The organism is Mesorhizobium amorphae, assembly GCF_014843845.1.
Lineage (GTDB): Bacteria > Pseudomonadota > Alphaproteobacteria > Rhizobiales > Rhizobiaceae > Mesorhizobium > Mesorhizobium amorphae_A.
In genome coordinates this window covers 289514-313768 of record NZ_JHQS01000017.1, presented here as the reverse complement: position 1 = coordinate 313768, position 24255 = coordinate 289514, and the positions used below count along the sequence as shown (strand labels likewise).

Sequence of the window (24255 nt, the reverse complement as noted above, 5' to 3'; positions counted from 1 at the left end):
TCGCTCGTGGCATCGAGTCCGAGCCGCGTTTCTGTGTCCTCGGCGTCACAAGCCTGGCCTAAAATCACCAGACGGCTTGAAAACCAAGCAAAATCAACAGCGATCGGCTTGTATATCATGTCACTAGAATTTATGTGTCATGACAGCTTGGACGCGGCGGGGAGGCACGCCAGGCGTTTCGCAATTGATGGCCTCAGGCCATCGCATGACAGAGAAACGTTCGGCTCATGCTCACCAAAAAGGGCAAGTACGGCCTCAAGGCGCTCGTCCATCTCGCGCACTTGCCGGTTGGACAGCTCGCCTTCGTCGGCGATATCGCCGCCGGCAACAACATCCCGAAGAAATTCCTCGACGCCATCCTCGGCGAATTGCGCAATGCCGGTTTCGTCCATAGCCGCAAGGGCAAGGAGGGCGGTTATCGCCTCGCGCGACCGGCCGAAGAGATCAAGGTCGGCCATGTCGTGCGCGTGCTCGACGGGCCGCTGGCGCCGATCCCTTGCGCCAGCCGCACCCAGTACCAGCGCTGCGAAGACTGCAACGAGGCGACATGCCAAGTCCGACATCTGATGCTCGAGGTCCGGCAGGCGATCGCCGAGGTGCTGGATCAGCGCAGCCTCGCCGAGATGCGCGATATTGGCCTCGACGACCTTGCGGTCGCGAGGAACATCAACGACCTTCCGGTTGCGGCGAAGATCCAGGCCTGAACACGCCAAGGCAGGCGGTGCGCGCATGACGACCGGGCGCGCCAACTCGATCATCCCCAATTCGATCATTATCGTCGGCGGCGGCGCCAGCGGCGTCGTGCTCGCCGCGCATCTGCTGAAATCGCCCAATCCGGATCTGCGCGTCGCGCTGATCGAGAAGCGTCCGCATTTCGGCCAGGGCATGGCCTATTCGACGCTGCTGTCGGCGCATGTGCTCAATGTCAACGCCGCCGGCATGAGCGCCTATGCCGACGATCCAGGCAATTTCGCGCGCTGGCTGCTGGAGCGCGGCCTGGCCAATCCGGACCAAGGGCCGTTCTATGCGCCGCGCAGCCTCTATGCCCGCTACCTGAAGGAGTTGCTCGACGAGCTCGAAGCCCGTGAACGCGAGACCGGCCGCCTGCGCCTGATCCGCGAGGAGAGCCTGTCGATCTCGCCCACTGCCTCCGGCGTCGAGGTGGCTTTGGCCAATGGCACCAGTGTGGTTGCCCATCTCGCCGTGCTCGCCACCGGCCATGACGAGCAGCCCGGCGCCGGCCAGGGTCACGCCATCAGGATGGGGACGGAAGCCGACACTGCGCTCGATGCGGACGCCCGAGTCCTTGTGTTGGGAACCGGCCTCAGCATGGTCGATGCCTTTCTCTCGCTCGAGCAACGCGGTCACAAGGGCGAGATCATCGCCGTGTCCCGGCGCGGCCTGCTGCCGTCGCCGCACCGCAAGGGCAATCCGATCAAGCTCGACGTCGCCGACATCCCGCTCGGCACCCAGCTTTCCTATTTCGTCGGCTGGTTCCGCGACCTGATCCGCGAAAACCAAAGGGCAGGCATAGACTGGCGCGACGTGGTCGATGGTCTGCGGCCGTTCAACCAGAAGATCTGGCAGAACTGGCCGTCCTCCGCCAAGCGCCGCTTCGTCGAGCACACCAAGGCCTGGTGGGACATCCACCGGCATCGCCTGGCGCCGCAGGTGCATGCCCGCGTCACCGAGGCGGTGCAGTCGGGCCGCATCCGTCCCGTCGCCGGCCGCGTCGTCGGCATCGAGGCCGGCGATCAATTCACGGTACAGGTCCAGTCCCGCCACACGCAGGCGCTCGAAACGCTGGAAGTCGCCCGCCTCTATGATTGCACCGGCATCGCCAGGGACATCTCGACCACCTCGAACAGCGTCGTGCGCTCGCTGGTCGAGCGCGGTCTGGCACGGCCGGACCCGCTGCGGCTTGGCCTCGACGTATCGGCCAATTGCGAGATCATCGGCAGTGACGGGAGTGTATCGGCCAAGATCCTCGCCGTCGGGCCTTTGACCAGAGGCACCTTCTTCGAGATCGACGCCATCCCGGATATCCGCGTCCAGTGCGCAAGGCTCAGCAAGCAGCTGCTGGGGTAGGCTGCACCCTGGCACGACGCGGGCCGAAGGGTCGTGGAATTTCATTCCTCGTCTGGCCGTCGGATTGGCACGATCTATCTTCTTTCCAACGGCGATCGGCTGGAAAAGACGCTAGGTTGACCCATGGAGCATCCGACATGAGCGCGCATAGAACCGCTGCACCCGGCAGTGCCCCCTCGGACAGCGCAATGTCCCGGCTGCGCCCGCCCTATGCCTCGGTGCTCGATCTGATCGGGCAGACGCCTGTCGTCGAACTGACCAAATTCGACACCGGCAAGTGCCGTCTGTTCATCAAGCTCGAAAGCCAGAACCCCGGCGGCTCGATCAAGGACCGCATCGCGCTGTCGATGATCGCCGCCGCCGAAAAGCAGGGCAAGCTCAAGCGCGGCGGCGCCATCGTCGAGGCGACCGCCGGCAATACCGGACTCGGCCTTGCCCAGGTCGGCATTCCCAAGGGCTATCGCATCATCCTCGTCGTGCCCGACAAGATGTCGCGCGAAAAGATCCAGCATCTGCGCGCGCTCGGCGCCGAGGTGCGCATGACGCGCTCCGATGTCGGCAAGGGCCATCCGGAATATTACCAGGACATGGCCGAGAAGATCGCATCGGAAGTGCCCGGCGCCTTCTATGCCAACCAGTTCGCCAATCCGGCCAACCCGCTGGCGCATGAGACCACCACTGGCCCCGAAATCTTCGCCCAGCTCGAAGGCGACATCGACGCGGTGGTCGTCGGCGTCGGCTCCGGTGGCACGCTGACCGGGCTCGGTCGCTATTTCGCGAAAGTGTCGCCGAAGACCGAGATGGTGCTGGCCGATCCGGTCGGCTCGGTGCTGGCGCCGCTGATCAAGACCGGCAAGATGGAAGAGGCCGGCAGCTGGACCGTGGAAGGCATCGGCGAGGATTTCGTTCCGCCCAATGCCGACCTGTCGCTGGTCAAGAAGGCCTATTCCATCCCCGACAAGCAGAGCATGCTGGCGGTGCGCGATCTTCTTTCCCGGGAAGGCATTCTGGCCGGCTCGTCATCCGGCACGCTGCTGTCGGCGGCGCTTCGCTATTGTCGCGAGCAGACGACGCCCAAGCGCGTCGTCACCTTCGTCTGCGACAGCGGCAACAAATATCTGTCAAAAGTCTTCGACGATTTCTGGCTGGCCGAGCAGGGCCTCGCCGAGCACGAACAGCATGGCGATCTGCGCGACCTCGTCATGCGCTCGCATCGCACTGGCGACACGGTCTCTATCGGCCCGGACGAAAGCCTGCTCAACGCCTATGGCCGCATGCGCCGCTCCGATGTCTCGCAGCTGCCGGTGCTGGACGCCGGCAAGCTGGTCGGCATCGTCGACGAAAGCGATATCCTGGCCAAGGTCGACGGCCCCTATGACGGCCGCTGGGACCGCTTCAACGCCCCGGTCCGCACCGCCATGACCTCGAATTTGCACACGCTGCAGGCCAGCCAGACGCTCGATACGCTGCTGCCGGTCTTCGACCGCAACGAAGTCGCCATCATCTTCGATGGCGACGAGTTCGTCGGCCTGATAACCCGTATCGACCTGATCAACCATTTGAGGCGCGCACGATGACCACCAGCACACCGCCATCGGGCAAGAACCGACTGGCCTTTTCGACGCGCACCATCCATGGCGGCCAGAGCCATGATCCGCTGACCGGCGCGGTGATGGTGCCGATCTATGCCACCTCCACCTACGGCCAGCAGTCGCCCGGCGTGCACAAGGGCTTTGAGTACGCCCGCAGCCAGAACCCGACCCGCTTCGCCTTCGAGCGCGCGGTGGCCGATCTCGAAAGCGGCACCGCCGCCTTCGCTTTCGCTTCGGGCCTGGCCTCGATCTCGACCGTGCTGGAGCTGCTCGATGCCGGCGCCCATATCGTCGCCACCGACGACATCTATGGCGGCACTTTCCGTCTGCTGGAGCGGGTGCGCAAGCGCTCGGCTGGCCTGCAGGTCAGCTTCGCCGACTTCACCGATCTTGCCGCGGTCGAGGCCGCGATCCGCCCGGAGACAAAACTGCTCTGGGTCGAGACGCCGACCAACCCGCTGCTGCGCGTCGTCGATCTCGAAGGTGTGGCGGCACTGGCGAAGCGTAAGGGCCTGCTTACCGTCGCCGACAACACCTTCTGCAGCCCCTATCTGCAGCGGCCGCTGGAGCTCGGCATCGACATCGTCGTCCACTCGACGACGAAGTATCTCAACGGCCATTCCGACATGGTCGGTGGCGTGGCGATCGTTGGCGACAACAAGGATCTCGCCGCCCAGCTGAAATTCCTGCAGAACGCCATCGGCGCTATCTCCGGCCCTTTCGACAGTTTCCTGGCGCTGCGCGGCATCAAGACGCTGGCGCTCAGGATGGAACGCCATTCCTCGAACGGCCTGAAGATCGCACAGTGGCTGGAAGGTCGGAAAGATGTGCGCCGCGTCATCTATCCCGGGCTGCCCAGCCATCCGCAGCATGACATCGCCAGGCGCCAGATGCATGCCTTCGGCGGCATGATCTCGGTCGAGCTCGATCGCGACCTGGCGGCGACAAAGCGCTTCCTCGAACGCACCCAGCTGTTCACCCTCGCCGAAAGCCTCGGCGGCGTCGAAAGCCTGATCGAGCACCCGGCGCTGATGACGCACGGCTCGATCCCCGCCGAAAAACGCGGCGCCATCGGCATTTCCGATTCGCTGGTGCGGCTCTCGGCCGGCATCGAAGATGGCGATGATCTGATTGCGGATCTGGAGCAGGCGCTGCGGGGGTGAGCATCCGGCCTCCCGGCAGCCCTCGCCCTGGCCCACACGTCCGGACTTTGCAATTTCGGATTCCACTCTAAAGTGAGCCGACTTTGCGATCTCCGGAGGCGTGATGCGCGTGATCGTGCTGGGTGGCGGCGTTGTCGGCGTCACCACCGCCTATCAGCTGCAGAAGGACGGCCACGAGGTGGTGCTCCTCGAGCGCCAGGCACAGGTCGCCACTGAGACCAGCTGGGGCAATGCCGGCATGATCGCGCCGGGCCATTCCTTCGTCTGGTCGTCGCCCAGGGCGCCGATGATCCTGCTGAAATCGCTGGTGCTCAAGGATCAGGCGCTGCGCTTCAAACTCTCGGCCGATCCCAGGCTCTACAGCTGGTCGTGGCTATTCCTCCTGGAATGCACGGCCGAGAAGGCGCGGCGCAACACGCTGCTCAAGCATCGGCTTGCCGCCTATTCGCAGACCGTGCTGCACGAAGTCATCGCCGACGAGGCCATCGACTACGACCGCAACGATCGCGGCATCCTCTATTTCCATCGCAGCCAGCAGGCGCTCGACAAGGGCGTCGAGCATATGAAGCTGCTGGAGTCCGACGGACAGGTGATAAAAGTGCTCGACCGCGACGGCGTCGTCGCACTCGATCCGTCGTTGGCATCAGCGAGGGAGAAGATCGCCGGCGGCATCTATTGCCCGACCGACGAGACCGGCGATCCTGCGAAATTCACCAGGGCGCTGGCGGCGAAGGTCGTCGAGCGCGGCGGCGCTATTCACACGGGCACGACCATCACCGGCATCGAGACATCGGGCGATGGCGTCGCGCAGGTGCTGACCGACAAGGGCAGCTTCAAGGGCGATGCCTATGTGCTGGCGCTCGGCTCCTACAGTCCGGTGCTTGCCAGGACGATCGGCATCCGCCTGCCGATCTATCCGATCAAGGGCTATTCGCTGACCATTCCCGTCGGCAACCGCTTGCTGCCGCCAACGATTGCTTCCGTCGACGAGCACAATCTGGTCGCCATCTCGCGCTTCGGCGACCGCATCCGCGTCACCGCGACAGCGGAATTCGCCGGCTACGACACCAGCCACAAGCCCGCCGACTTCGCCTTCATGAAAGGGGTTACCAAGGAGCTTTACCCCGAAGGCGCCGATTACGACCGCGCCGAGATGTGGGCGGGGCTGCGGCCCATGACGCCGAACAATCTGCCCGAGTTCGGCCAACGGCGCCTGCGCAACCTCTATTTCAACACCGGGCACGGTCATATCGGCTGGACGATGTCGCACGGCTCGGCCCGCATCACCGCCGATCTGATCGCCGGCCGCCGGCCTGCCATTGCCATGGACGGACTTTTGAACTGAGAGCATGATCCAGAAGAGAAGATGAAGAGGTACGCCATGTCCGCCAACCTTGCCGCCGCCCGCTCTCCCTCTTCCGGACCGATCGATCTCGGCGTGCTGCCGTCGGAACTCGACGGCGGCTTGGCCTCGCGCGCCGCGATCGGCCTTGCCATCCTGGCCACCGACCAGACGCTGGAGCATGAATTCCGCGCCCTGGTGCGCATTCCCGGCGTCGCCTTCTACGAGGCCCGCGTCTTCAACGACCACAACATCACGCCGGACACGCTGCGCGCCATCGGACCGAGGATCGCGCCATGCGTCGACCTCATCCTGCCCAGCCTCCCGCTCGACGTCGTCGGCTTCGGCTGCACCTCGGCAACGATGACGCTCGGCGAGGAGGCGGTGTTCGCCGAGATCCGCAAGGCGCGGCCCGGCGTCGCCTGCACCACGCCGGTCACCGGGGCACTTGCCGCGTTCAAGGCGCTCGGCGTCAAGGGCATCGGCCTGCTGACGCCCTATTCGCCGAAGATCAACGAAGGTCTCGTCGCCTATTTCACCGGCCGTGGCCTCGACATAGCGGCCGTCGCCACCTTCGACCGGCAGGACGACCGCGAAGCCGCCCGTATCTCGCTCGCCTCGATCGAGGCCGCGGCGGAAAAAATGGCCGCGGCACCGGGCGTCGAGGCGATCTTCATCTCCTGCACCAGCCTGCGCGTCGCAGAGGCGGTGGCCGGCCTAGAGCAGCGCATCGGCATCCCCGTCACCTCCAGCAACCACGCCATGGCCTGGCATTGTTTGCGGCTAGCGGGGATTGACGACGTCGTGCCTGCCGGCGGCAGGCTGTTCGGGTTGCCGGCGAGCTGAGCGCCAGACTTGCGATCTCTGGGGTTCGAAATCCGCAGGTTAACAAAATCGGAAGGGGTTGCTTAACGGTTCGCCTCTATGTCCCGCCCGGGGGGCATGACAGAGTGAGCACGATGAGCGACAGCCCCGACAAACGCAACGAATGGCGCGCCATCTTCTATGTGCAGGCCCGCGTCGCCATCCTGTTCGTGCCGGTCGTCGCCAGCCTGCTGATCATAGCGGCACTTGCCGGAAACGAACGCAAATCCGTTCCCGATGCCATCGACCGGACCGTCACAGGCTCCGTGCGATAAAAACCGCACAGTCGGCGGGCTCCGAATGCCCGTATGCACAAACCGCTGCAGCTCAATAAAAGCGCGGGATCGGACCGTTCTGCGGTGTGACGCGGTCGCCGAGGTCGAGAAAAACCTCGTCGACATAGCACCAGCCCCAGCCCTCCTGCGGATCGTAGCCTTCGATGACCGGATGGCTGGTGGCGTGAAAATGCTTGGTGGCGTGGCGGTTGGGCGAGTCGTCGCAGCAACCGACATGGCCACAGGTGCGGCAGAGCCGCAGATGCACCCACCACGATCCGCTTTTCAGGCATTCTTCGCAGCCGAGCGCGCTCGGCGTCACGTCCTGGATGTCGCTCGCATGTCTGCATTCGTCCGCCATCACTGTCTCCTGGCCACTTGAGGCGTCACGGTGTTGTCGCGCGCGAGATAGGCGTGCAATGCCGCCACCACCTGGGCGCCTTCGCCGACGGCGGCAGCCACGCGCTTGACCGAGCCCGAGCGCACGTCGCCGATGGCGAACACCCCGCTGCGGCTCGTCTCCATCAGGCCCGATGCCACGTCCGGTCCGGTGCGCACGAACCCCTTCGCGTCCAGCGCCACGTTGCATTGCGCCAGCCAGTCCGTGTTCGGCTCGGCGCCGATGAACAGGAAGAGGTGGCGGATGGACCGCGTCGTCTCTTCGCCGGTCGCATGGTTCAGCCAGCGCACCGCATCGAGATTGCCCTCGTGGCCTTCCAGCGCCACGACCTCGGTCTCGGCCAGTATTTCGATGTTCGGCTGCGCCTTGATGCGCTCGACCAGATAGCGCGACATGGTGGCATCGAGACTGCCACGGCGCGCCAAGAGCGCCACCTTGCGCACCTGGCTGGCCAGGTAGACAGCCGCCTGTCCCGCCGAATTGCCGGCCCCGACCAGCGCCACCTCCTGGCCGCTGCACAGCCGCGCCTCGATCGGCGAAGCCCAATAATGCACGGATGTGCCCTCGAATTGCGCCAGGTTCGCGACATCGAGGCGCCGGTAGCGCGCGCCGCTGGCGATCACAACCGTCCGCGCCCGCACGGTCTCGCCGTCGCCGACATCGAGCGCGTAGCCGCCGGCGGCAGCGCTGAGCAGCCTGGCTTCGTCGGGGATGACCATTTCGACGCCGAACTTCTGCGCCTGGTTGTAGGCGCGCGCCATCAGCGCCATTCCGGTAATGCCGGTCGGGAAACCAAGATAGTTCTCGATGCGCGAGGAGGCGCCCGCCTGTCCGCCGAAGGCGCGGCAGTCGAGCACGATCGTCGACAGGCCTTCGGAGGCGGCATAGACCGCGGCCGCCAGCCCCGCCGGCCCTGCGCCGACAATGGCCACGTCGTAGACTTTGGTGGTGTCGATCGGCCGCAGCAGGCCAATGCAGCGCGCGAGTTCGTTTTCGCCGGGATTGTGCAGCAGCTTGCCGTTCGGACAGAGCACGATCGGCAGGTGGTGCGGGTCGACATGAAAACGCTCGATCAGGGTTTTGGCGCAAGGATCGGCGTCGGAATCAAGCGCCCGGTGCGGCTGGCCGCTGCGGGCCAGAAAACCCTGCAGCCGCAGCACGTCGCCATTGCCGGCGGGTCCGATGATGACCGGTCGCTCGTGCCGCTTTCCAATAGGCCGACGCGGCGCAGGATCAGCGCCCGCATGATCCGCTCGCCGAGATTGGCCTCCTGCACCATCAGGTCGCGCAGCCGCTGCGAGGGGATGACGAAGGCCTCGACCGGCTGTGTGGCCTCGGCATTGACCAGCGACGGACGGCTCGAAAGCTGCGCCAATTCGCCGATGAAATTGCCCGCACCGTGGGTGACGATCGTCTCGCGCCGGCGGCCGAGCCCGGCATCCTGGGTGATATCGACCGTCCCCGACAGGATGACGATCAGGCCGGGCGCCACTTCGCCGGCGGTGACGATATGCTCGCCGGGGGCGTAGGCACTGGCCTCGCCGAACCGGCGCATCCGCTCGATGTCCGCCTCGGCCAGGATGGGGAACATCTGGTCACGACGGGCGATGGTGATCGGCTGGGCGGATTGAGCCATGGCATGGACCGTACCAACGCGGTTGTCAGGTTTGAAGCGGTTTGTTCAATGCCTGACCAGGAGGGCAGGTTGGCGTCAACAAAAAAGCCCGGACGAACCGGGCTTTTTCTTAAGGTCTCTGAACCATATCGAATGGCTCGAACCGGGAATTTGGTGCCCAGAAGAGGACTCGAACCTCCACTCCTTGCGGAACACGGACCTGAACCGTGCGCGTCTACCAATTCCGCCATCTGGGCTGGTGCGGGCTCATGTAAGCGGGCAAGCGACGGGTGTCAACGCGCTTTTTTGAGGGCTGTCCGCTTGCCGGCTGAGTTTCGGGCGTCGGTGCTGCCCCTCACCTGCCTGCCGGCATCCTCTCCCCGTATAGGGACGGGGAGAGGGACGCTCTCATCACCGATTTCGCCAATCGCCAGCGTTGCAAATAGGGTGCCGCCATCACAGCCAGCCCCTTCTCCCCGTTTACGGGGAGAAGATGCCGGCAGGCAGATGAGGGGCGGCGCCGACTTTTGACAATGGGCGACCGAGCGATCGCCTCAGCCTTCCAGCACTTCCTTCGACGCCACGGTGGAATCGGCGTTGAGCCTGTAGATCACCGGCACGCCGGTGCCGAGCTCGAGCTTGACGATCTCCTCTCCGCTCTTGCCATCCAGCGCCATGATCAGCGCGCGCAGCGAATTGCCGTGCGCCGCGACCAGCACGGTTTCGCCGCGCAGCACATGCGGCTGCAGATCGTGCAGATAGTAGGGCCAGACACGGGCGCCGGTGTCCTTCAGGCTTTCGCCTCCAGGCGGCGAGACGTCGTAGGAGCGGCGCCAGATATGCACCTGCTCCTCGCCCCACTTCTTGCGCGCGTCGTCCTTGTTGAGGCCGGCGAGATCGCCATAGTCGCGCTCGTTCAGCGCCTGGTCGCGGATCGTCTTCAGCTCGCTCTGGCCAACTGCGTCGAGAATGTGCTGGCAGGTTTTTTGGGCCCGGATCAGTGCCGAGGTGAAGGCGATGTCGAATTTCAGGCCGCGCGCCTTGAGCTTCGCACCTGCCTCCTTGGCCTCCTTGTGGCCCTGCTCGGTCAGGTCGACGTCGCGCCAGCCGGTGAACAGGTTCTTCAGGTTCCATTCGCTCTGGCCATGGCGCACGAGCACGAGAGTTCCCGACATGTTTGCTCCTTCAAGGTTGGGGATCAGGCCGCCTCAGCTCAGGCCGAGCACGTCCCGCATCGAATACAGTCCGGGCTTCTTGCCACGTGCCCAAAGAGCCGCCTTGACCGCGCCGCGGGCAAAGATCGCCCGGTCCTCGGCATGGTGGGCAAGCGTGATGCGCTCGCCGGTGCCGGCCAGCACCACGCTGTGGTCGCCGACCACCGAGCCGCCGCGCAGCGTGGCGAAACCGATCGAGCCGGTCTTGCGCACGCCGGTATGGCCGTCGCGGACGCGCACATCGTTGCCGGCAAGCTCAATACCGCGCCCTGCGGCGGCGGCTTCGCCGAGCAGCAGTGCTGTTCCCGACGGCGCGTCGACCTTGTGGCGGTGGTGCATTTCCAGGATCTCGATGTCGAAATCCTCGGCGTCGAGCGCCTTCGCGGCCTGTTCCACCAGCACCGCCAGCAAATTGACGCCAAGGCTCATATTGCCGGATTTGACGATCGTCGCATGGCGCGCCGCCGCCGCGATCGCGGCATTGTCGTCGGCCGAGCAGCCGGTGGTGCCGATGACATGGGCAATGCGCGCCTGCGCCGCGTAGCCGGCGAATTCGACGGTTGCGGCCGGTGCGGTGAAGTCGAGAACGCCGTCGGCCTTGGCGAAGGCCGGCAGCGGATCGTCGACGATCGGCACGTTGATGATGCCGATGCCGGCAAGCTCGCCGGCATCCTTGCCGAGATAGGGCGATCCCGGCCGCTCGACCGCGCCGGCGACGCGCGCGCCCGGCATCGTATGGATGGCACGGATCAGCGTCTGGCCCATGCGGCCGGCCGCGCCCACCACCACCAGGCCCATATCGCCGGATTCGCTCATGCGTTCCTCCCCACCACCTTCTTTCCACGCGAGCGCGGCAGCGGAGTTTGGATTGGCTTGGCGTCGTCGACAAGCCCCAGACCCTTCTTGCCCTGCACCCGGTGGAAACGGGCATAGACGCTGTGCGGATCGGCCATCAGCGCGGCATGCGTGCCTTCCTCGACCAGCCTGCCCTCTTCCAGCACGATGATGTGGTCAGCATTGACCACTGTCGACAGCCGATGCGCGATGACGATGGTGGTGCGCCCTTCCATGACATGGGTCAGCGCCTCCTGGACGCGCGCTTCGGCCTCGTTGTCGAGCGCCGAGGTCGCCTCGTCGAGCAGCAGGATCGGCGCATTGCGCACGATGGCGCGGGCTATCGACACGCGCTGGCGCTGGCCGCCCGACAGCGTCACGCCGTTTTCGCCGACGGGCGTGTCATAACCCTGCGGCTGCTGGCGGATGAACTCGTCGGCCGCAGCCTGCTTTGCCGCCTGCTCGATCTCGGCATCGGTGGCGGAGGGCCGCCCATAGCGGATGTTGTCGCGGATGGTGCCCTCGAACAGATAGGGCGCCTGCGAGACATAGGCGATCGAGCCGCGCAGCGACTTCTTGGTCACCTTTGAAATGTCCTGGCCGTCGATCGTGATGCTGCCTTGGTCGACATCGTAGAAGCGCTGCAAGAGCGCCACCAGCGTCGACTTGCCGGCGCCCGAAGCGCCGACGATGGCCGTCATCTTGCCGGCCTGGGCGACGAAGCTCAGTTCCTGCAGCACCGGCGTTTCCGGCACATAGCCGAACGTGACACTGTTGAAGTGCACCTCGCCGGTGGTGATCCTGGCTTCGGCCGCGCCCGACGTATCGCCCTGCTGCGGCTGGAGGTCGAGAAGCTCATAGATCATGCGCGCATTGACCAAAGCGCGTTCCATGCCGACCTGCATGCGCGCCAGCCGGCGCGCCGGATCATAGGCGAGCGTCAGCGCCGTGATGAAGGAAAAGACCGCGCCCGGCGGCTGGCCGAGAACGGTAGCCCGGTAGCCGGAATAGGCGATGACGCTGGCAAAGGCCAAACCTGCCAGCAGTTCGGAGATCGGCGTGAGCCGCTCCGAGACGCGCGCGATCTTGTTTGACCGCTGTTCCGCATCGTCGGCGAGCTTGCCGATGCGACGCGATAGCTCGTCCTCCATGGTGAAGGCCTTGACGATGGCTATGCCTTGCGTGGCTTCCTGCATGGCGCCAATCAGCCGCGAATTGATCTGCACCGATTCACGGGTGATGCGCCGAACCCGTCGCATCAGATAGGTCACGGTGTAGATCAGCGGCGGTCCGATCAGCAGGGAGCTGAGCGAAAGCACCGGATCCTGGTAGATCATGACGCCGACCAGTGCGACCAGGGAGACGGCGTCGCGCGCAGTCGACGTGATCGTCATCGACAGCAGGTCACGAATGCCGTTGACGTTCTCGTTGACCTGCGCCGCCAGCCGGCCGGAACGGGTGTCGTTGAAGAAGCTGACGCCGAGCTTCATCAGATGGTTGAAGATGCGCTGCTGGTAGCGCGCCACCAGATTGTTGCCGATCCTGGCCATCGTCACCGCCTGGCCGTAGCCGGCAAGCCCGCGCAGGATGAAAGCCCCGAGCAGTGCGGCGCAGATCCACGGGATCAGGTCGCCGCGCCGTTCATAGAAGATCTGATTGACGACCGGACTCATGATCCAGGCGGAGAGGGCCGTCGTCGCCGACACGGTCAGCAGGCACAGTATGGTGAAAACGTACGACCACCGATAGTCGCGGCCGTTCTCTTCGAGAATGCGGCGAATGACCGCCACGACCTCGCCCGGCCGAGCCCTCGCATGGTGTTGGGATGATTGGTTCAAGTCGCTGGCGTTCCGTGGGTCCGTCGTCTGGTCATGCCGCAAGGGCTGGAATTCGGCACCCCTCTTAGCGCCCTGTCTGCGGCTTGCCTATGGCGAAACTTCGTCGCGGGGTGGCGCGATCCTTATGCGCGCCAGCGCCGTCCCGCCGTCTGGACGCCGAACAGCGAGGGGGTTCGGGCATAGGCGGCAAGGCCGAGAAGCGCCGCCAGCGGGTGGGTGATGACATAAACCGGCATGGCGCGCATCAGCTCGCTGTGTGGCGCCTTGTCCTCGAATGCGGCGCGGAAATTGCCGGCTTTCAGCGCCGGCACGATCTTTTGCGCGATGCCGCCGGTGAGGAACACGCCGCCGCGGCTCATGAACACCAGCGCCAGGTCACCGGCGGTGCGGCCGAGGCAAGTGACGAACATCGACAGCGCTTCTTCGGCCACCGGATCGATCTTCGCCAGCGCCGCCGCGGTGATTTCTGCCGGCATGGTGAAGGGCGCCGGCTTGCCGTCGGCCTTGGCCACGGCGCGATAGAGGTTGACCAGGCCGCGCCCGCACAGGATCTGCTCGCCTGAAATGCGGCCTTCCAGCCTCTCGATATGGGGGAAAACCTGGAAATCGCGGGCTGAGCGCGGCCCAATGTCCATGTGGCCGCCTTCGCCCGGCACCGGAATCCAGTGGTTCAGGGCATGGATCAGCCCGGCGACGCCAAGCCCGGTGCCGGGACCGAGCACCACGCGGCCTGCATTGGCTTCCGGCGTGCCGCCGCCGATCTTTTCCATATGCTCTTCGCCGAGCGCGACCACGGCCAGCGCCTGCGCCTCGAAATCGTTGAGCACGACGATGTCGCTGAGGCCAAGATTGGCGAACATTTTCCTTGGCTTGACCACCCACGGGCAGTTGGTCAGCTCGATCTCGTCGCCGTCGACCGGACCGGCCACCGCCAGCACCGCCGAATTGGGCCGGATCGAGGAGCGGTCGAGCACCGCCGCCTGGATCGCGTCGTCGATCGTGTTGAAATTGGCCGTCTGGACGATCTGCGGCTCGGTCGCTTCCGAATTCGCGTCGAGCACGATCGAAAAGCGCGCATTGGTGCCGCCGATGTCGCCGATCAGGACCGGAAACCGCAGCGCTGTCTCGTCGTCACCTTGCATGGCTCTTGGTCGTCCCCATTCCGGCAGTCTGCCGCTGTTTCTCGTGACTAGCGCATGACTTCGGAAAGGGAAAGCCGCTTCCGCGTCAGTTTCCCGGCCGCGGTCGCGGCAGCGGGATGCCGATCTCGGGTGTCGGCGCGAACGCGCTTGCCGAGGCGGGCAGCGCCGCTGCGTCGCTTGGCACCGCCGGTGCCGTCGGCAGCGCCTCCGCCGGCTCGGCGGCGACCGCGATCGGCACGCCGCCGCCATGATAGGTGGCGGCTTCCGCCGAGGCCGGAGCCGGCGCGTCGAGCACTGTCTGGCATTGCCTGGGCAGGTTTGCCATCGTCATCAGGTCGCGCGCCTTCGGCGCATCCGGGTTCTTGTTCGGCCGCCATGGCTCCTCGGTAAACCACCAGGCCAGCGGCTTGCCGCAGCCGTCGTCAGCCGGGGTCGCTTCCTGCCCCTTGCAGTTGGGCGAACCCGGCTGGCAGCCGATGCGCATATGGAAATGATAGTCATGGCCCCAGAACGGCCGGATCTTGCGCAGCCAGGAGCGGTCACCGGTGACGGTGTCGCAGAGCTTCTTCTTGATGCCGGGATTGACCAGGATGCGCTCGACCTCCGGGTAGCTGGCCGCGCGCTTGAGGAGCCGCGTATGCATCGGCTTCCACAGCCCGTCCTTCACCAGGTGGGTCTTCTCATCGACCATCAGGGTGGCGCTCATTTCTTCGCGCTGGCGGGTCGAAAGCGGGCGACTGGGCATCGGCGTCAGCCAGATGTCGGCGTCGAGGCCGATCTGGTGCGAGGCATGGCCGGTCAGCATCGGTCCGCCGCGCGGCTGCGAGATATCGCCGATCAGAAGCCCCGGCCAGCCGTCGGCGTGAGCGTCACGCGAGAGCTTCTCGACCAGCGCGATCATCGCCGGATGGCCCCAGCGCCGGTTGCGCGACGGCCGCATCACTTCCCAGGTCGGCCCGTCCATGGGGATGGCGACGCCGCCGGCAAAGCAGCCCTTGGAATAGAAGCCGAAGGATTGCGCCGCCGCCACGGCCGGCAGCTTCTTGGCGCCGAACAGGTCTTTTGCCCGCGGCTCGGCCGTCAGCGCGCCCGCGACAAGCCCGGTGAGGGCAAGGATGGACATCATCGCCGTCAGGAACGGCCTTCTGCCGGGCAATGATCGCATCGACGTCGTCATGAAACCGGATCCCCTCCGCAACAGGCCGCGAACCATGGCGAATCATACCACGACCAGTGCTGCGCTTCGATCATGACCGCTTCATCGGGCTGCGCGCCTCGCCCTCGCGCCAGTTGCCGTCGGCCCACATATGGTCGAACGCCACCCGGTAATCGGGAAAGCGGAAGCTGTAGCCCGCCGCCTTGATCGCCGCGTTGGCGACGCGCTTGTTCTCGCCATAGAAGGAGCGCGCCATGGGCGAAAGTTGGGCGGTCTCGAACGGAATTTCCGGCGGCGGGGTGACGCCCATCAGCGAGGCGGCGTAGGCAACGACGTCCTGCGGCGGCGCCGGCAGATCGTCGGTGACGTTGAAGATGCCGCCCAGATTATGGTCGATGAGATGCCAGAGCGCGCCGGCAATGTCGTCGCAATGGATGCGGTTGAACACCTGGCCCGGCTTGACCAGCCGCCGCGCCGTGCCGTCGGCCAGGTTGACCAGCGCGTTGCGGCCGGGGCCGTAAATGCCGGAGAGCCGTAAGATCGCCACCGGCCGGCCGATCTCCCGGCCCAGTTCCAGCCAATCCTGCTCGGCGGCCACCCGCATCACCGAACGTTTGGACACGGGCCGGCATTCGGCGGTCTCGTCCACCCAGCCGCCGCCATGGTCGCCATAGACGCCGACGGTCGAAAGATAGGCGATCCATTCGAGCGCCGGCATATCCGTCAGGATCGCATCGCGCGCGGCTTTCAGCACCGGGTCGCCGGCTTCCTCCGGGGCTACGGAGACCACGAGATGGGTGGTTTTCGCCAGCGCCTCACCGATCTCTGGGGTCAGCGCGCCGTCGAAGCGCAACGGCGTGACGCCGGCTTGGCGGAGTGCTTCAAACTTCTCCGGCGAGCGGGTTGTGCCGAAAATCAGCGCCGTATCGCTGTTGGCCCGCGCAAAAGCCTTGCCGGAATAACCGGCACCGAAGATGAGGATATGCTTTCCGGTCATGCATGCATCTCGATTGGATTTGACTGCGCCAGAAGCCATTCGCGGCGCACAGCCTCGTCGCGTTCGGTTTGCGCCGCGGCTGCGGCACGTTCGGCGAACTCGGTCTCGGGCACAAGCCGTGACAGCGCCCAGATGGCAGCGCCCCGCACCAGCGGCGAGGCATCGCCGAGCAGGTCACGCACGGCGCCAGCCAGCGAGTCATCGCCGGAATTGCCAGCGGCGATCAGCACGTTGCGGACAAAGCGGTCTCGGCCGATGCGCTTTATCGGCGAGCCGGTGAAGAACGAGCGAAAAGCAGCGTCGTCGAGCAGCAAGAGATCTGCAAGCGGCGGCTCGCGCAGATCCGCACGGGCGACAAGCTTCGCCTCGGAGGCGGCGCGGGCGAACTTGTTCCACGGGCAGGCGGCCAGGCAGTCGTCGCAACCATAGATGCGGTTGCCGATCTTTTCGCGGAATTCATGCGGGATCGGCCCCTTGTTCTCGATGGTGAGGTAGGAAATGCAGCGCCGCGCATCGAGCCGGTAGGGTGCCGGGAAGGCGTCGGTCGGGCAGGCGTCGAGGCAGGCGCGGCAGGAGCCGCAATGGTCGTCCTCCGCCGTGTCGGGCACAAGCTCGGCGGTGGTGAAGATGGTGCCGAGAAACAGCCAGGAGCCGTGCTCGCGGCTGACCAGATTTGTGTGCTTGCCTTGCCAGCCGAGCCCGGCGGCCTCCGCCAGCGGCTTTTCCATTACCGGCGCGGTATCGACGAACACTTTCACGTCGCCGCCGGCGCGGGCGACGATCTTGCCGGCAATCTCCTTCAGCCGGCCCTTCATCACCTCGTGATAGTCGCGGTTTTGCGCATAGGCGGAGATCGCGCCGCGGTCGCGCCTTGCCTGCAGCGCACGCGGGTCATTGTCCGGGCCGTAATTCATCGCCAGCACGATGATCGAGCGCACCTCGGGCCACAGCGCCGCCGGTTCGCCCCGGCGTTCTAGAGTCTCAGCGATCCAGCCCATCGAGCCATGAAAACCGTCGGCGACGAATTCGGCGAGCCGGGCCGGCGCCAGGGGGATCGCGTCGGGCGTGGTGACCGCGACGGCATCGAAACCGGCGCGCTGCGCCTCGCGGTCGATCAGCGCGCGCAGTTTTGCGGCGTCAGAAGTCGAGGTCCGCATAATGCGACACCGGCGACAGGCCGCGCACCCGGTCGGACAGAAGCGGCCGGAACGACGGCCGCGATTTCAACCGCGTGTACCATTCGCGCGCCGCGGCGTGTTCGCGCCAGTCGATCTCGCCGAGATAGTCGAGCACCGACAGCGCCGCCGCCGCCGCGAGGTCGGCGTAGGTCACCTTGTTGCCGGCCAGCCAGTGCCGTGTGCCGGCCAGCCAGTTGGTGTATTTCATGTGCTGACGGATGTTGGCGCGCGCCGCCCGGATCGCGCCCGAATCGGGCGAACCGCCGCCCGCCGTCTCCGGCATGATCGGCTTCAGCACGCGCTCGCGCACCAGGTGTCTTGTCACCTCGCCTTCGGCCTTGCTGAGATACCAGTCGGTCAGCCGGCGGATTTCGGCCCGCTCCATCGGGTCTTCGGCGAACAGCCTCTTGTCGCGCTTCAGCACGCCGCGCGTCTCGTCGAGATATTCGGCGATCACCATCGCGCCGACGATCGGCACGTCGCCTTCGGCAAGCAGGATCGGCAAGGTTCCGGCTGGGTTCAGCGCCAGAAACTCCTTGCGCCGCGTCCACGGCTTTTCCTCGATCAGCGCCAGCTCCTCGCCATATTCGCCAAAGGCGAGGCGGACGAACCGGCAGGTGGCGAACATCGGATGGTGGAAGAGCGTCAGCATGGTCCCGCGATAATAAGGCGCACTGGCGAATCGCCGGCCGCGCCGGTAAGTCTTGGCCGCCCGCAAAGCGGGCCGTCAGGGTGCTGCGACCTATAGGGGGACTTCCGCGCCATGACAAGCAAGCCCTTCTCCCAAGCCCGCACGCAAATCCCGAGGTTGCCATGGAAAGCCAGACCATCGTCGAAGCCCTGCTGCTCGGTCTGCTGGAGGGCCTGACCGAGTTCATACCGGTCTCCTCGACCGGCCATATCCTGCTCGCCGGCCATTTTCTCGGCTTCCACTCGACCGGCAAGGCCTTCGAGATCCTGATCCAGCTCGGCGCCATCCTGGCGATCCTCAGCGTCTATTTCCGCCGTCTGTGGCAAATGCTGCTCGACCTGCCGCATGACCGGCTGACGCGGCATTTCGTCATCGGCATCCTCATCGCCTTCCTGCCCGCGGCGATCCTCGGCGCGCTGGCGCATGATTTCATCAAGACCATCCTGTTCGAATCGCCACGGCTGATCTGCATCATGCTGATCATCGGCGGCGTCGTGCTGCTGACGGTCGACCGCATGAACCTCAAGCCCGTCTACCGTGACGTCGAGCGCTTTCCGACCCGGCTCTATCTGCAGATCGGCCTGTTCCAGTGCCTGTCGCTGATTCCCGGCACCTCGCGCTCGGGCTCGACCATCGTCGGCGCACTGCTTCTCGGCGTCGACAAGCGGGCGGCGGCGGAATTCTCCTTCTTCCTCGCCATCCCGACCATGGTCGGTGCCTTCGCCTTCGACCTGTTCAAGAACCGCAATGTGCTGAGCAGCGCCGACCTGCCGATCATCGCCTTCGGCTTCATTGCCGCCTTCATCACCGCGCTGCTCGTCGTCCGCTTCCTGCTCGGTTACGTCTCGCGCAACGGCTATTCGCTGTTCGGCTGGTGGCGGCTGGTGATCGGCGGCGTCGGGCTGGTGGCGCTGATGATCTGGGGGTGAGGAGCGGTCCGCGAAGCGGACGGGAAGCCAATTGCTTGGCCGAGCGACGAACGGTGAAGGCCCGGTCCGCCTTCGGGCGGATCGAAAGGTCCAGTGGACCTTTTGAAGGAGACTGAACGCCCAAAGGGCAGGGAGCCATGCGAAGGGCCGGGCTTACCCCCAATTCCGCCCATAAAACGCGTTCTCGACATGCACCGGCCAGCGCCAGGGCAGCACCGCCACCATGTCGAAACGCACCGACAGTTTTCCATAGTCGGGCTGCCGCGACAGCCAGAGATCGGCGGCACCTTCGATGCGGCGCTCCGAACTGTGGGCGATCGCCTCCATCGCCTCCATCAGCGAGCGGCGCGCCTTGACCTCGACGAACAGCACCAAATTGCCGCGCCGGGCGATCAGGTCGATCTCGCCGAGTTTCGTGCGATGGCGCCGCGCGAGGATCCGGTAGCCTTTGACCATCAGTGCCAGCGCCGCCAGCCATTCGCTGCGATGGCCGCGTCGATAGGCCTGTCGGCGGTGAAGAGCCTGACGCTTAGTCGCCACCCTCGCCTCCACCGGCATCCCTGAGCTCGAGCAGCCGCCGGTAAAGTGCCTGCTTCTGGCCACCGGTCATCTTCGCCGCTTCCGCCGCCGCCTTCGAGGCCGGCATTTCGGCGGCGAGGGACAAAAGCAGCCGGTCGATGTCTTCAGGCTGGTCGGCCCTGGCCTCGGCGGGGCCGACGCAGATGACGATTTCGCCCTTCGGCGTGTCGGCCGCCGCGTAGTGGTCGGCGAGAACCTGCAGCGTGCCGGTCCGCATCTCCTCGAAAGTCTTGGTCAGCTCGCGGCCGATCGCCGCCTTGCGGGCGCTGCCCAGAGCCTCAACCATCGCGCCGAGCGTCTCGGCCAGCCGACGCGGCGATTCGAAGAAGATCAGCGTCGCCGGAACGGCTTTAAGCGCCTCCAGCCGCGTCAGCCGCTGCCCGGTCTTCACCGGCAAGAAGCCTGCGAACAGGAAGGCGTCGGAAGGCAGGCCGGATGCCGTCAGCGCGGCGAGTGCCGCCGACGGCCCGGGGATCGGCACGACGCGAAGGCCGTGGTCCAGCGCCTCGCCGACCAGCCGGTAGCCAGGGTCGGAGATCAGCGGCGTGCCGGCGTCCGAGATCAGCGCCACGCTCTGCCCGGCTTCGAGCGCCGCGATCAGCTTCGGTCCGGCTTCGCCGGCATTGTGCTCGTGATAGGCGGTGGTGCGGCGGCGGATGCCGTAGCGGTCGAGCAGCACGCGCGACACCCGCGTGTCCTCGCAGGCGACGATGTCGGCGGCGGCCAGTGTCTCCAGCGCGCGCAGCGTGATGTCGGCAAGATTGCCGATCGGCGTCGCCACGAGATAAAGCGCCGGCTCGAGCGGCCGCGCCGGTATCTCGGTCTGCCCGATCACATAGCTGCGTTTGTCGCCGGTCACCGGTGCCCTCTTGCGTGCATCTGGTCCTGTTTGGCACGGCGCACGCCCGGTTGCAAAACGTGACCCAGATGTAATGCGGCCGCCATGCCTTTGCCACAGTGCGGAACGAAACCAAGCGCCGCGAATTTTGTCCCTGAGACTCGGGAGGAGGACAGGATGGACAGCCTGAAGATACAGGACGCTTTCGAGCCCTACTATGCCGGGCGCAAGCGCTTTGCCGCGCGGCGGGACAAAAGGCAGCCGGTCAAAGCTCAAAACGACGCCGATAGCGCGGCCAATAGCGCGGAAGCCAGGCAGCGGCTTTTGCGCCGCCTGCTGGCCGAGCCGAGAACCAAGATCGAGACCGAAACCGACAGCACGGCGGAGCACTGACCGGACGATGCCCAATCGCTTCGATATCTTCATCACCCGTCTTGAAACGAAAAGCGCCAGAGAAGGCGTTCCATCACACCCGATAGGCGACCAGCACCGCGCCCGCCGCGATAAGAGCGACGCCAAGCCAGTTCGCTCCGGAGAGGCGCTCGCCGAGAAAGACCGCGCCAAACACCGCCACAAGCACGACGCTTAGCTTGTCGATCGGCGCCACCTGCGCCGCATTGCCGAGTTTCAGGGCGCGGAAGTAGCACAGCCACGACGCGCCGGTGGCCAGGCCGGATAGGCCGAGGAAAAGCCAGGTCTTTCCGGAGATCGAGCCCAGCGGCTGGAACTGGCCGCTGGCGGCGAGAATGGCCGCGAGCACGACCAGAATAATGACCGTCCGGATGAAGGTCGCGAAGTCGGAATTGATGTTCTCGATGCCGACCTTGGCGAAGATCGCCGTCAGCGCCGCGAACGCCGCCGACAGCAGCGCCCAGAATTGCCAGGAAGATACGGTCAGGTTCATTTGGGTGGCCTCGCGAGTGGGGGTCTCAACCGAGATAGCGCGAAACGCGTGCCTTCAGAAGGACAGTCAGCTCCAGATCCATGAATTCATAGTTGTCAGGTATATCGAGGCAGATGACCCGGGCCTTCTTCAGGCTCGCCTTGAACTTCTTCTGCAGCTTGGTGCGGTGCGCCTTTTCCATGACGAAGATGATGTCGGCCCACGCCACCAGTTCGTGCGTCAGCGGCGTGTCGGCATCATGGTTTGTTCCAGCCGATGCGACCTCGATATCCCGGCGCGTTGAAAAGACCTGCTCCGCCGTCGGGCTGCGCAAGCGGTTCTGGCTGCAGACGAAGAGGACGTTCTTCAACGGTTTACCGCGCCAGGTCCGCCACCACGGCGTCGAGCACGATCATGCCGGCCGGCGTGGCGCGCAGGCGGGCATTGCCGATCGGCGCCACCAGTCCTTCGCCCTGCAGCACCGACAACCGCGCGCTCGACAGGCCACGGCCGGAGAATGCCTCGTAGCGGGAAAGGTCGATGCCCTCGGCCAGCCGCAGCCCCATCAGCAGGAACTCGTCGGCCTCTTCCGAGCGCGTCAGGATCTCACCGCCGGTAACGCCATGGCCCTTGGCTTCGACCAGATTGGCCCAGGTCTCCGGCATCCGCTCGGCGATCGTCACCACGCGGTGGCCGTGCTCGACGAAGCGGCCATGCGCGCCGGGGCCGACGCCGACATATTCGCCATAGCGCCAGTAGGTCAGGTTGTGCCGGCTTTCGGCGCCCGGCCTGGCGTGGTTGGAAATCTCGTAGGCCGGCAAGCCATGCGCCAATGTCACCTCCTGCGTCAGCGCGTACAGGTCGGCGGCGTGGTCGTTGTCCGGAATGGCGAATTTCTTCGCCGCATGCAGCGCATGGAAGGGCGTGCCTTCCTCGATGGTGAGCTGGTAGAGCGACAGATGGTCGGCGGCATGGCCGATTGCCTGTTCAAGCTCCGCCTGCCACGCGTCCGGCGTTTGGCCCGGCCGCGCATAGATCAGGTCGAACGAGAGGCGGGGAAATATTTCCCGCGCGAGCCCGATGGCGTGCAGCGCCTCGTCGACATTGTGCAACCGGCCAAGGAAACGCAAATCCTTGTCGTTCAGCGCCTGCACGCCGAGCGACACCCGGTTGACGCCGGCCGCGCGATAGCCGCGAAAGCGCTCCGCCTCGACCGATGATGGATTGGCTTCCAGCGTCACCTCGATGCCTTCAGGCACTGTCCAGTTCATCGCCACCGCGTCGAGCACCGTCGCCACGGTTTCCGGCTTCATCAGCGACGGTGTGCCGCCGCCGAGAAAAATGCTGGTCACCTCGCGCGGCCCGGTGCGGGCGCGCATCGTCGCCAGCTCGGTCTCGAAGGCGCGGGCAAAACGCTCCTGGTCGACCGGCTGGTGGCGGACATGGCTGTTGAAGTCGCAATAGGGGCACTTCGCCGCGCAAAACGGCCAATGGATGTAGACACCGAAGCCGGGGCTGCGGTCGAGCTGCATGGTCGTGCCGTGCCCAATCATGCCGTGCCCATCATTGCGAACCAAGCCTGGCGCGCGCAAACTTCTGGAAGGCGCGGGCACGGTGCGACAGCGCCGTCGGCTGGCCGGGCTTCCAGCCATGTTTCTCTTGCGCCGTCATCTCGCCAAAGGTCTTTTCGAAACCGTTCGGCAAAAACACCGGGTCGTAGCCGAAGCCGAGCGTGCCGCGCGGCGGCCACACCAGCGTGCCTTCGGCCTCGCCGCGAAAATATTCGGCATCGCCGTCGGGAAAGGCCAGGCAGATGACGGCGACGAAGCGGCCTCTGCGCTGTGCTGGATCGACCGCGCCGACTTCCTGCAGCGCCACTTCCGTGCGCTGCATGGCCATGCCGAAATCGCGCGAACCGTCCGGGGTTTCGGCCCAGTTGGCGGTGTAGACACCAGGCGCGCCGTCGAGCGCATCGACGCAGAGGCCCGAATCGTCCGACAGCGCCGGCAGTCCGGTCGCCTTGGCGGCGGCAAAGGCCTTGATGTAGGCGTTCTCCTCGAAGGTGGTGCCGGTCTCGTCCGGTTCCGACAGGCCATACTCCTTGGCCGACTTCGCCTCGAAGCCGAACGACGCCATCAGGTCGGAGAATTCGCGCAGCTTGCCTTCATTGTGGCTGGCGACGACGATCTTTTGTCCCTCAAGGGAGTGAAAAGTTGGCTGATGCATCAGAGGCCCCAGATCCTTGGCTCGGCGAATTCGATCGAATTGCCGGAGGGGTCGCGTATATAGATCGAACGCCCACCCTGCGGCCATTCGAACTCGCTTTCGATGGCGATTTTTTTCGCTGCCAGATGCTCGCGCCATTGGGCAATCTCGTCGGCGCTTGCCGTAAAGCAGAGATGGCCATCGCCGACCGTGCCGTGCGGCGGCACTTTTAGTCTCGCATCGGGCGCCGGCGGCACTTTCGTCGCCTCGGCGTTGAAGAGGAGCAGCACGCCATCGCCGCAGCGGAAGAAGACGTGCCTGCCCTCGACCTTGCCGAGCACCTCGAGCCCAAGCACGTCGGCGTAAAATGCTTCCGCGACAGCCAGATCGGTGACGTAGAGGGCCGATTCGAGGATGGCGGAAGGTCTCATG

At 65.5% G+C, this 24255-nt stretch carries 25 protein-coding genes, 1 tRNA gene and 1 pseudogene; 9 read left to right on the top strand and 18 right to left on the bottom strand.

Going from position 1 to position 24255, the window contains the following annotated elements; translation table 11 throughout:
- The first annotated feature begins 227 nt into the window (after nucleotides 1–227).
- The 7 genes from DH08_RS11795 to DH08_RS11765 all read left to right on the top strand — a co-directional run bounded on the left by DH08_RS11795 (nucleotide 228) and on the right by DH08_RS11765 (nucleotide 7324).
- Nucleotides 228–704, top strand: coding sequence for an RrF2 family transcriptional regulator (locus DH08_RS11795; RefSeq protein ID WP_192179463.1), 477 nt, complete (start codon nucleotides 228–230; stop codon nucleotides 702–704).
- Nucleotides 705–729: 25 nt separating this feature from the next.
- On the top strand, nucleotides 730–2088 hold the full coding sequence (locus tag DH08_RS11790) for an FAD/NAD(P)-binding protein (protein WP_192179462.1): 1359 nt from the start codon (nucleotides 730–732) through the stop codon (nucleotides 2086–2088).
- 137 nt (nucleotides 2089–2225) lie between these two features.
- On the top strand, nucleotides 2226–3665 hold the full coding sequence (locus DH08_RS11785; RefSeq protein ID WP_192179461.1) for a pyridoxal-phosphate dependent enzyme: 1440 nt from the start codon (nucleotides 2226–2228) through the stop codon (nucleotides 3663–3665).
- Nucleotides 3662–4843, top strand: coding sequence for a cystathionine gamma-synthase (locus tag DH08_RS11780; RefSeq protein ID WP_192179460.1), 1182 nt, complete (start codon nucleotides 3662–3664; stop codon nucleotides 4841–4843). Before DH08_RS11785 ends, DH08_RS11780 begins: the two co-directional genes overlap by 4 nt.
- A 103-nt stretch (nucleotides 4844–4946) precedes the next feature.
- On the top strand, nucleotides 4947–6188 hold the full coding sequence (locus DH08_RS11775) for a D-amino acid dehydrogenase (protein ID WP_192179459.1): 1242 nt from the start codon (nucleotides 4947–4949) through the stop codon (nucleotides 6186–6188).
- A gap of 36 nt (nucleotides 6189–6224) precedes the next feature.
- Nucleotides 6225–7031: a maleate cis-trans isomerase family protein gene (locus tag DH08_RS11770; RefSeq protein ID WP_192179458.1), complete on the top strand. Its 807-nt coding sequence runs from the start codon at nucleotides 6225–6227 to the stop codon at nucleotides 7029–7031.
- A gap of 113 nt (nucleotides 7032–7144) precedes the next feature.
- Entirely contained in the window at nucleotides 7145–7324 is a 180-nt protein-coding gene (locus tag DH08_RS11765) for a hypothetical protein (protein WP_192179457.1), read from the top strand.
- A 52-nt stretch (nucleotides 7325–7376) separates the two neighbouring features.
- Here DH08_RS11765 and DH08_RS11760 read toward each other — a convergent pair whose 3' ends face one another.
- From DH08_RS11760 to DH08_RS11710, 11 genes and pseudogenes are all read right to left on the bottom strand, one after another.
- Entirely contained in the window at nucleotides 7377–7685 is a 309-nt protein-coding gene (locus tag DH08_RS11760) for a UBP-type zinc finger domain-containing protein (protein ID WP_192179456.1), read from the bottom strand.
- Nucleotides 7685–9360: pseudogene (locus DH08_RS11755) on the bottom strand (FAD-dependent oxidoreductase). Before DH08_RS11755 ends, DH08_RS11760 begins: the two are co-directional and overlap by 1 nt.
- A gap of 151 nt (nucleotides 9361–9511) precedes the next feature.
- Nucleotides 9512–9596: transfer RNA gene (locus DH08_RS11750), tRNA-Leu, on the bottom strand.
- Between the two features lie 297 nt (nucleotides 9597–9893).
- On the bottom strand, nucleotides 9894–10514 hold the full coding sequence (locus DH08_RS11745) for a 2,3-bisphosphoglycerate-dependent phosphoglycerate mutase (protein WP_192179455.1): 621 nt from the start codon (nucleotides 10512–10514) through the stop codon (nucleotides 9894–9896).
- Between the two features lie 33 nt (nucleotides 10515–10547).
- Complete coding sequence (gene dapB / locus DH08_RS11740) at nucleotides 10548–11369, bottom strand: 4-hydroxy-tetrahydrodipicolinate reductase (protein ID WP_192179454.1); 822 nt, start codon at nucleotides 11367–11369, stop codon at nucleotides 10548–10550.
- Entirely contained in the window at nucleotides 11366–13177 is a 1812-nt protein-coding gene (locus tag DH08_RS11735; protein ID WP_428338296.1) for an ABC transporter ATP-binding protein, read from the bottom strand. Before DH08_RS11735 ends, dapB begins: the two co-directional genes overlap by 4 nt.
- 170 nt (nucleotides 13178–13347) lie before the next feature.
- Nucleotides 13348–14367 (bottom strand): glucokinase, encoded by a 1020-nt coding sequence (locus DH08_RS11730; RefSeq protein WP_192179452.1) that lies wholly within the window; start codon nucleotides 14365–14367, stop codon nucleotides 13348–13350.
- 85 nt (nucleotides 14368–14452) lie between these two features.
- On the bottom strand, nucleotides 14453–15544 hold the full coding sequence (mepA, locus tag DH08_RS11725; protein WP_192179451.1) for a penicillin-insensitive murein endopeptidase: 1092 nt from the start codon (nucleotides 15542–15544) through the stop codon (nucleotides 14453–14455).
- A gap of 70 nt (nucleotides 15545–15614) precedes the next feature.
- Entirely contained in the window at nucleotides 15615–16520 is a 906-nt protein-coding gene (locus tag DH08_RS11720) for an SDR family oxidoreductase (RefSeq protein ID WP_192179450.1), read from the bottom strand.
- Nucleotides 16517–17677 (bottom strand): tRNA epoxyqueuosine(34) reductase QueG, encoded by a 1161-nt coding sequence (gene queG, locus DH08_RS11715; RefSeq protein ID WP_192179449.1) that lies wholly within the window; start codon nucleotides 17675–17677, stop codon nucleotides 16517–16519. Before queG ends, DH08_RS11720 begins: the two co-directional genes overlap by 4 nt.
- Complete coding sequence (locus DH08_RS11710) at nucleotides 17658–18350, bottom strand: glutathione S-transferase family protein (protein WP_192179448.1); 693 nt, start codon at nucleotides 18348–18350, stop codon at nucleotides 17658–17660. The genes queG and DH08_RS11710 overlap by 20 nt, the downstream gene beginning before the upstream one ends.
- Nucleotides 18351–18511: 161 nt before the next feature.
- On the opposite strand from DH08_RS11710, the gene DH08_RS11705 reads away from it, so the two are divergent.
- Entirely contained in the window at nucleotides 18512–19318 is an 807-nt protein-coding gene (locus DH08_RS11705) for an undecaprenyl-diphosphate phosphatase (RefSeq protein ID WP_192179447.1), read from the top strand.
- A 153-nt stretch (nucleotides 19319–19471) separates the two neighbouring features.
- Here the strand turns inward: DH08_RS11705 and DH08_RS11700 are convergent, their stop codons facing one another.
- Both DH08_RS11700 and rsmI read right to left on the bottom strand, forming a co-directional pair.
- Nucleotides 19472–19876: a YraN family protein gene (locus DH08_RS11700; RefSeq protein ID WP_192179446.1), complete on the bottom strand. Its 405-nt coding sequence runs from the start codon at nucleotides 19874–19876 to the stop codon at nucleotides 19472–19474.
- Entirely contained in the window at nucleotides 19848–20756 is a 909-nt protein-coding gene (rsmI, locus tag DH08_RS11695; RefSeq protein ID WP_192179445.1) for a 16S rRNA (cytidine(1402)-2'-O)-methyltransferase, read from the bottom strand. The genes DH08_RS11700 and rsmI overlap by 29 nt, the downstream gene beginning before the upstream one ends.
- A gap of 156 nt (nucleotides 20757–20912) precedes the next feature.
- Between rsmI and DH08_RS11690 the strand changes: the two genes are divergently transcribed.
- The gene (locus tag DH08_RS11690; protein WP_192179444.1) at nucleotides 20913–21128 is read left to right on the top strand and encodes a hypothetical protein; all 216 of its coding nucleotides are present in this window, start codon (nucleotides 20913–20915) and stop codon (nucleotides 21126–21128) included.
- Between the two features lie 73 nt (nucleotides 21129–21201).
- Here the strand turns inward: DH08_RS11690 and DH08_RS11685 are convergent, their stop codons facing one another.
- The 5 genes from DH08_RS11685 to DH08_RS11665 are packed head-to-tail and all read right to left on the bottom strand — an operon-like array spanning nucleotide 21202 to nucleotide 24254.
- Nucleotides 21202–21639, bottom strand: coding sequence for an EamA family transporter (locus DH08_RS11685; RefSeq protein WP_192179443.1), 438 nt, complete (start codon nucleotides 21637–21639; stop codon nucleotides 21202–21204).
- Between the two features lie 25 nt (nucleotides 21640–21664).
- Nucleotides 21665–21988 carry a low molecular weight protein tyrosine phosphatase family protein gene (locus DH08_RS11680; protein WP_192179442.1) on the bottom strand — a complete coding sequence of 108 codons (324 nt, stop codon included), beginning with the start codon at nucleotides 21986–21988 and terminating at the stop codon, nucleotides 21665–21667.
- A 4-nt stretch (nucleotides 21989–21992) separates the two neighbouring features.
- Nucleotides 21993–23171, bottom strand: coding sequence for a radical SAM family heme chaperone HemW (hemW, locus tag DH08_RS11675; protein ID WP_192179441.1), 1179 nt, complete (start codon nucleotides 23169–23171; stop codon nucleotides 21993–21995).
- A 10-nt stretch (nucleotides 23172–23181) separates the two neighbouring features.
- Nucleotides 23182–23844 carry an RdgB/HAM1 family non-canonical purine NTP pyrophosphatase gene (gene rdgB, locus DH08_RS11670; protein ID WP_192179440.1) on the bottom strand — a complete coding sequence of 221 codons (663 nt, stop codon included), beginning with the start codon at nucleotides 23842–23844 and terminating at the stop codon, nucleotides 23182–23184.
- A complete protein-coding gene (locus DH08_RS11665) occupies nucleotides 23844–24254 on the bottom strand; it encodes a VOC family protein (protein ID WP_192179439.1) in 411 nt (136 codons plus the stop codon). Before DH08_RS11665 ends, rdgB begins: the two co-directional genes overlap by 1 nt.
- Between the last annotated feature and the right edge of the window lies 1 nt (nucleotide 24255).

Coding starts and splice junctions, on each gene's coding strand:
- DH08_RS11665 (WP_192179439.1), bottom strand. CDS start 24,254: ATGAGACCTTCCGCCATCCTCGAATCGGCCCTCTACGTCACCGATCTG.
- DH08_RS11765 (WP_192179457.1), top strand. CDS start 7,145: ATGAGCGACAGCCCCGACAAACGCAACGAATGGCGCGCCATCTTCTAT.
- DH08_RS11785 (WP_192179461.1), top strand. CDS start 2,226: ATGAGCGCGCATAGAACCGCTGCACCCGGCAGTGCCCCCTCGGACAGC.
- DH08_RS11700 (WP_192179446.1), bottom strand. CDS start 19,876: ATGCCGGTGGAGGCGAGGGTGGCGACTAAGCGTCAGGCTCTTCACCGC.
- dapB (WP_192179454.1), bottom strand. CDS start 11,369: ATGAGCGAATCCGGCGATATGGGCCTGGTGGTGGTGGGCGCGGCCGGC.
- DH08_RS11795 (WP_192179463.1), top strand. CDS start 228: ATGCTCACCAAAAAGGGCAAGTACGGCCTCAAGGCGCTCGTCCATCTC.
- mepA (WP_192179451.1), bottom strand. CDS start 15,544: ATGACGACGTCGATGCGATCATTGCCCGGCAGAAGGCCGTTCCTGACG.
- DH08_RS11790 (WP_192179462.1), top strand. CDS start 730: ATGACGACCGGGCGCGCCAACTCGATCATCCCCAATTCGATCATTATC.
- DH08_RS11780 (WP_192179460.1), top strand. CDS start 3,662: ATGACCACCAGCACACCGCCATCGGGCAAGAACCGACTGGCCTTTTCG.
- DH08_RS11760 (WP_192179456.1), bottom strand. CDS start 7,685: ATGGCGGACGAATGCAGACATGCGAGCGACATCCAGGACGTGACGCCG.
- queG (WP_192179449.1), bottom strand. CDS start 17,677: ATGCGGACCTCGACTTCTGACGCCGCAAAACTGCGCGCGCTGATCGAC.
- DH08_RS11730 (WP_192179452.1), bottom strand. CDS start 14,367: ATGCAAGGTGACGACGAGACAGCGCTGCGGTTTCCGGTCCTGATCGGC.
- rdgB (WP_192179440.1), bottom strand. CDS start 23,844: ATGCATCAGCCAACTTTTCACTCCCTTGAGGGACAAAAGATCGTCGTC.
- DH08_RS11720 (WP_192179450.1), bottom strand. CDS start 16,520: ATGACCGGAAAGCATATCCTCATCTTCGGTGCCGGTTATTCCGGCAAG.
- DH08_RS11705 (WP_192179447.1), top strand. CDS start 18,512: ATGGAAAGCCAGACCATCGTCGAAGCCCTGCTGCTCGGTCTGCTGGAG.
- DH08_RS11710 (WP_192179448.1), bottom strand. CDS start 18,350: ATGCTGACGCTCTTCCACCATCCGATGTTCGCCACCTGCCGGTTCGTC.
- DH08_RS11770 (WP_192179458.1), top strand. CDS start 6,225: ATGTCCGCCAACCTTGCCGCCGCCCGCTCTCCCTCTTCCGGACCGATC.
- DH08_RS11685 (WP_192179443.1), bottom strand. CDS start 21,639: ATGAACCTGACCGTATCTTCCTGGCAATTCTGGGCGCTGCTGTCGGCG.
- hemW (WP_192179441.1), bottom strand. CDS start 23,171: ATGATTGGGCACGGCACGACCATGCAGCTCGACCGCAGCCCCGGCTTC.
- DH08_RS11775 (WP_192179459.1), top strand. CDS start 4,947: ATGCGCGTGATCGTGCTGGGTGGCGGCGTTGTCGGCGTCACCACCGCC.
- DH08_RS11690 (WP_192179444.1), top strand. CDS start 20,913: ATGGACAGCCTGAAGATACAGGACGCTTTCGAGCCCTACTATGCCGGG.
- DH08_RS11745 (WP_192179455.1), bottom strand. CDS start 10,514: ATGTCGGGAACTCTCGTGCTCGTGCGCCATGGCCAGAGCGAATGGAAC.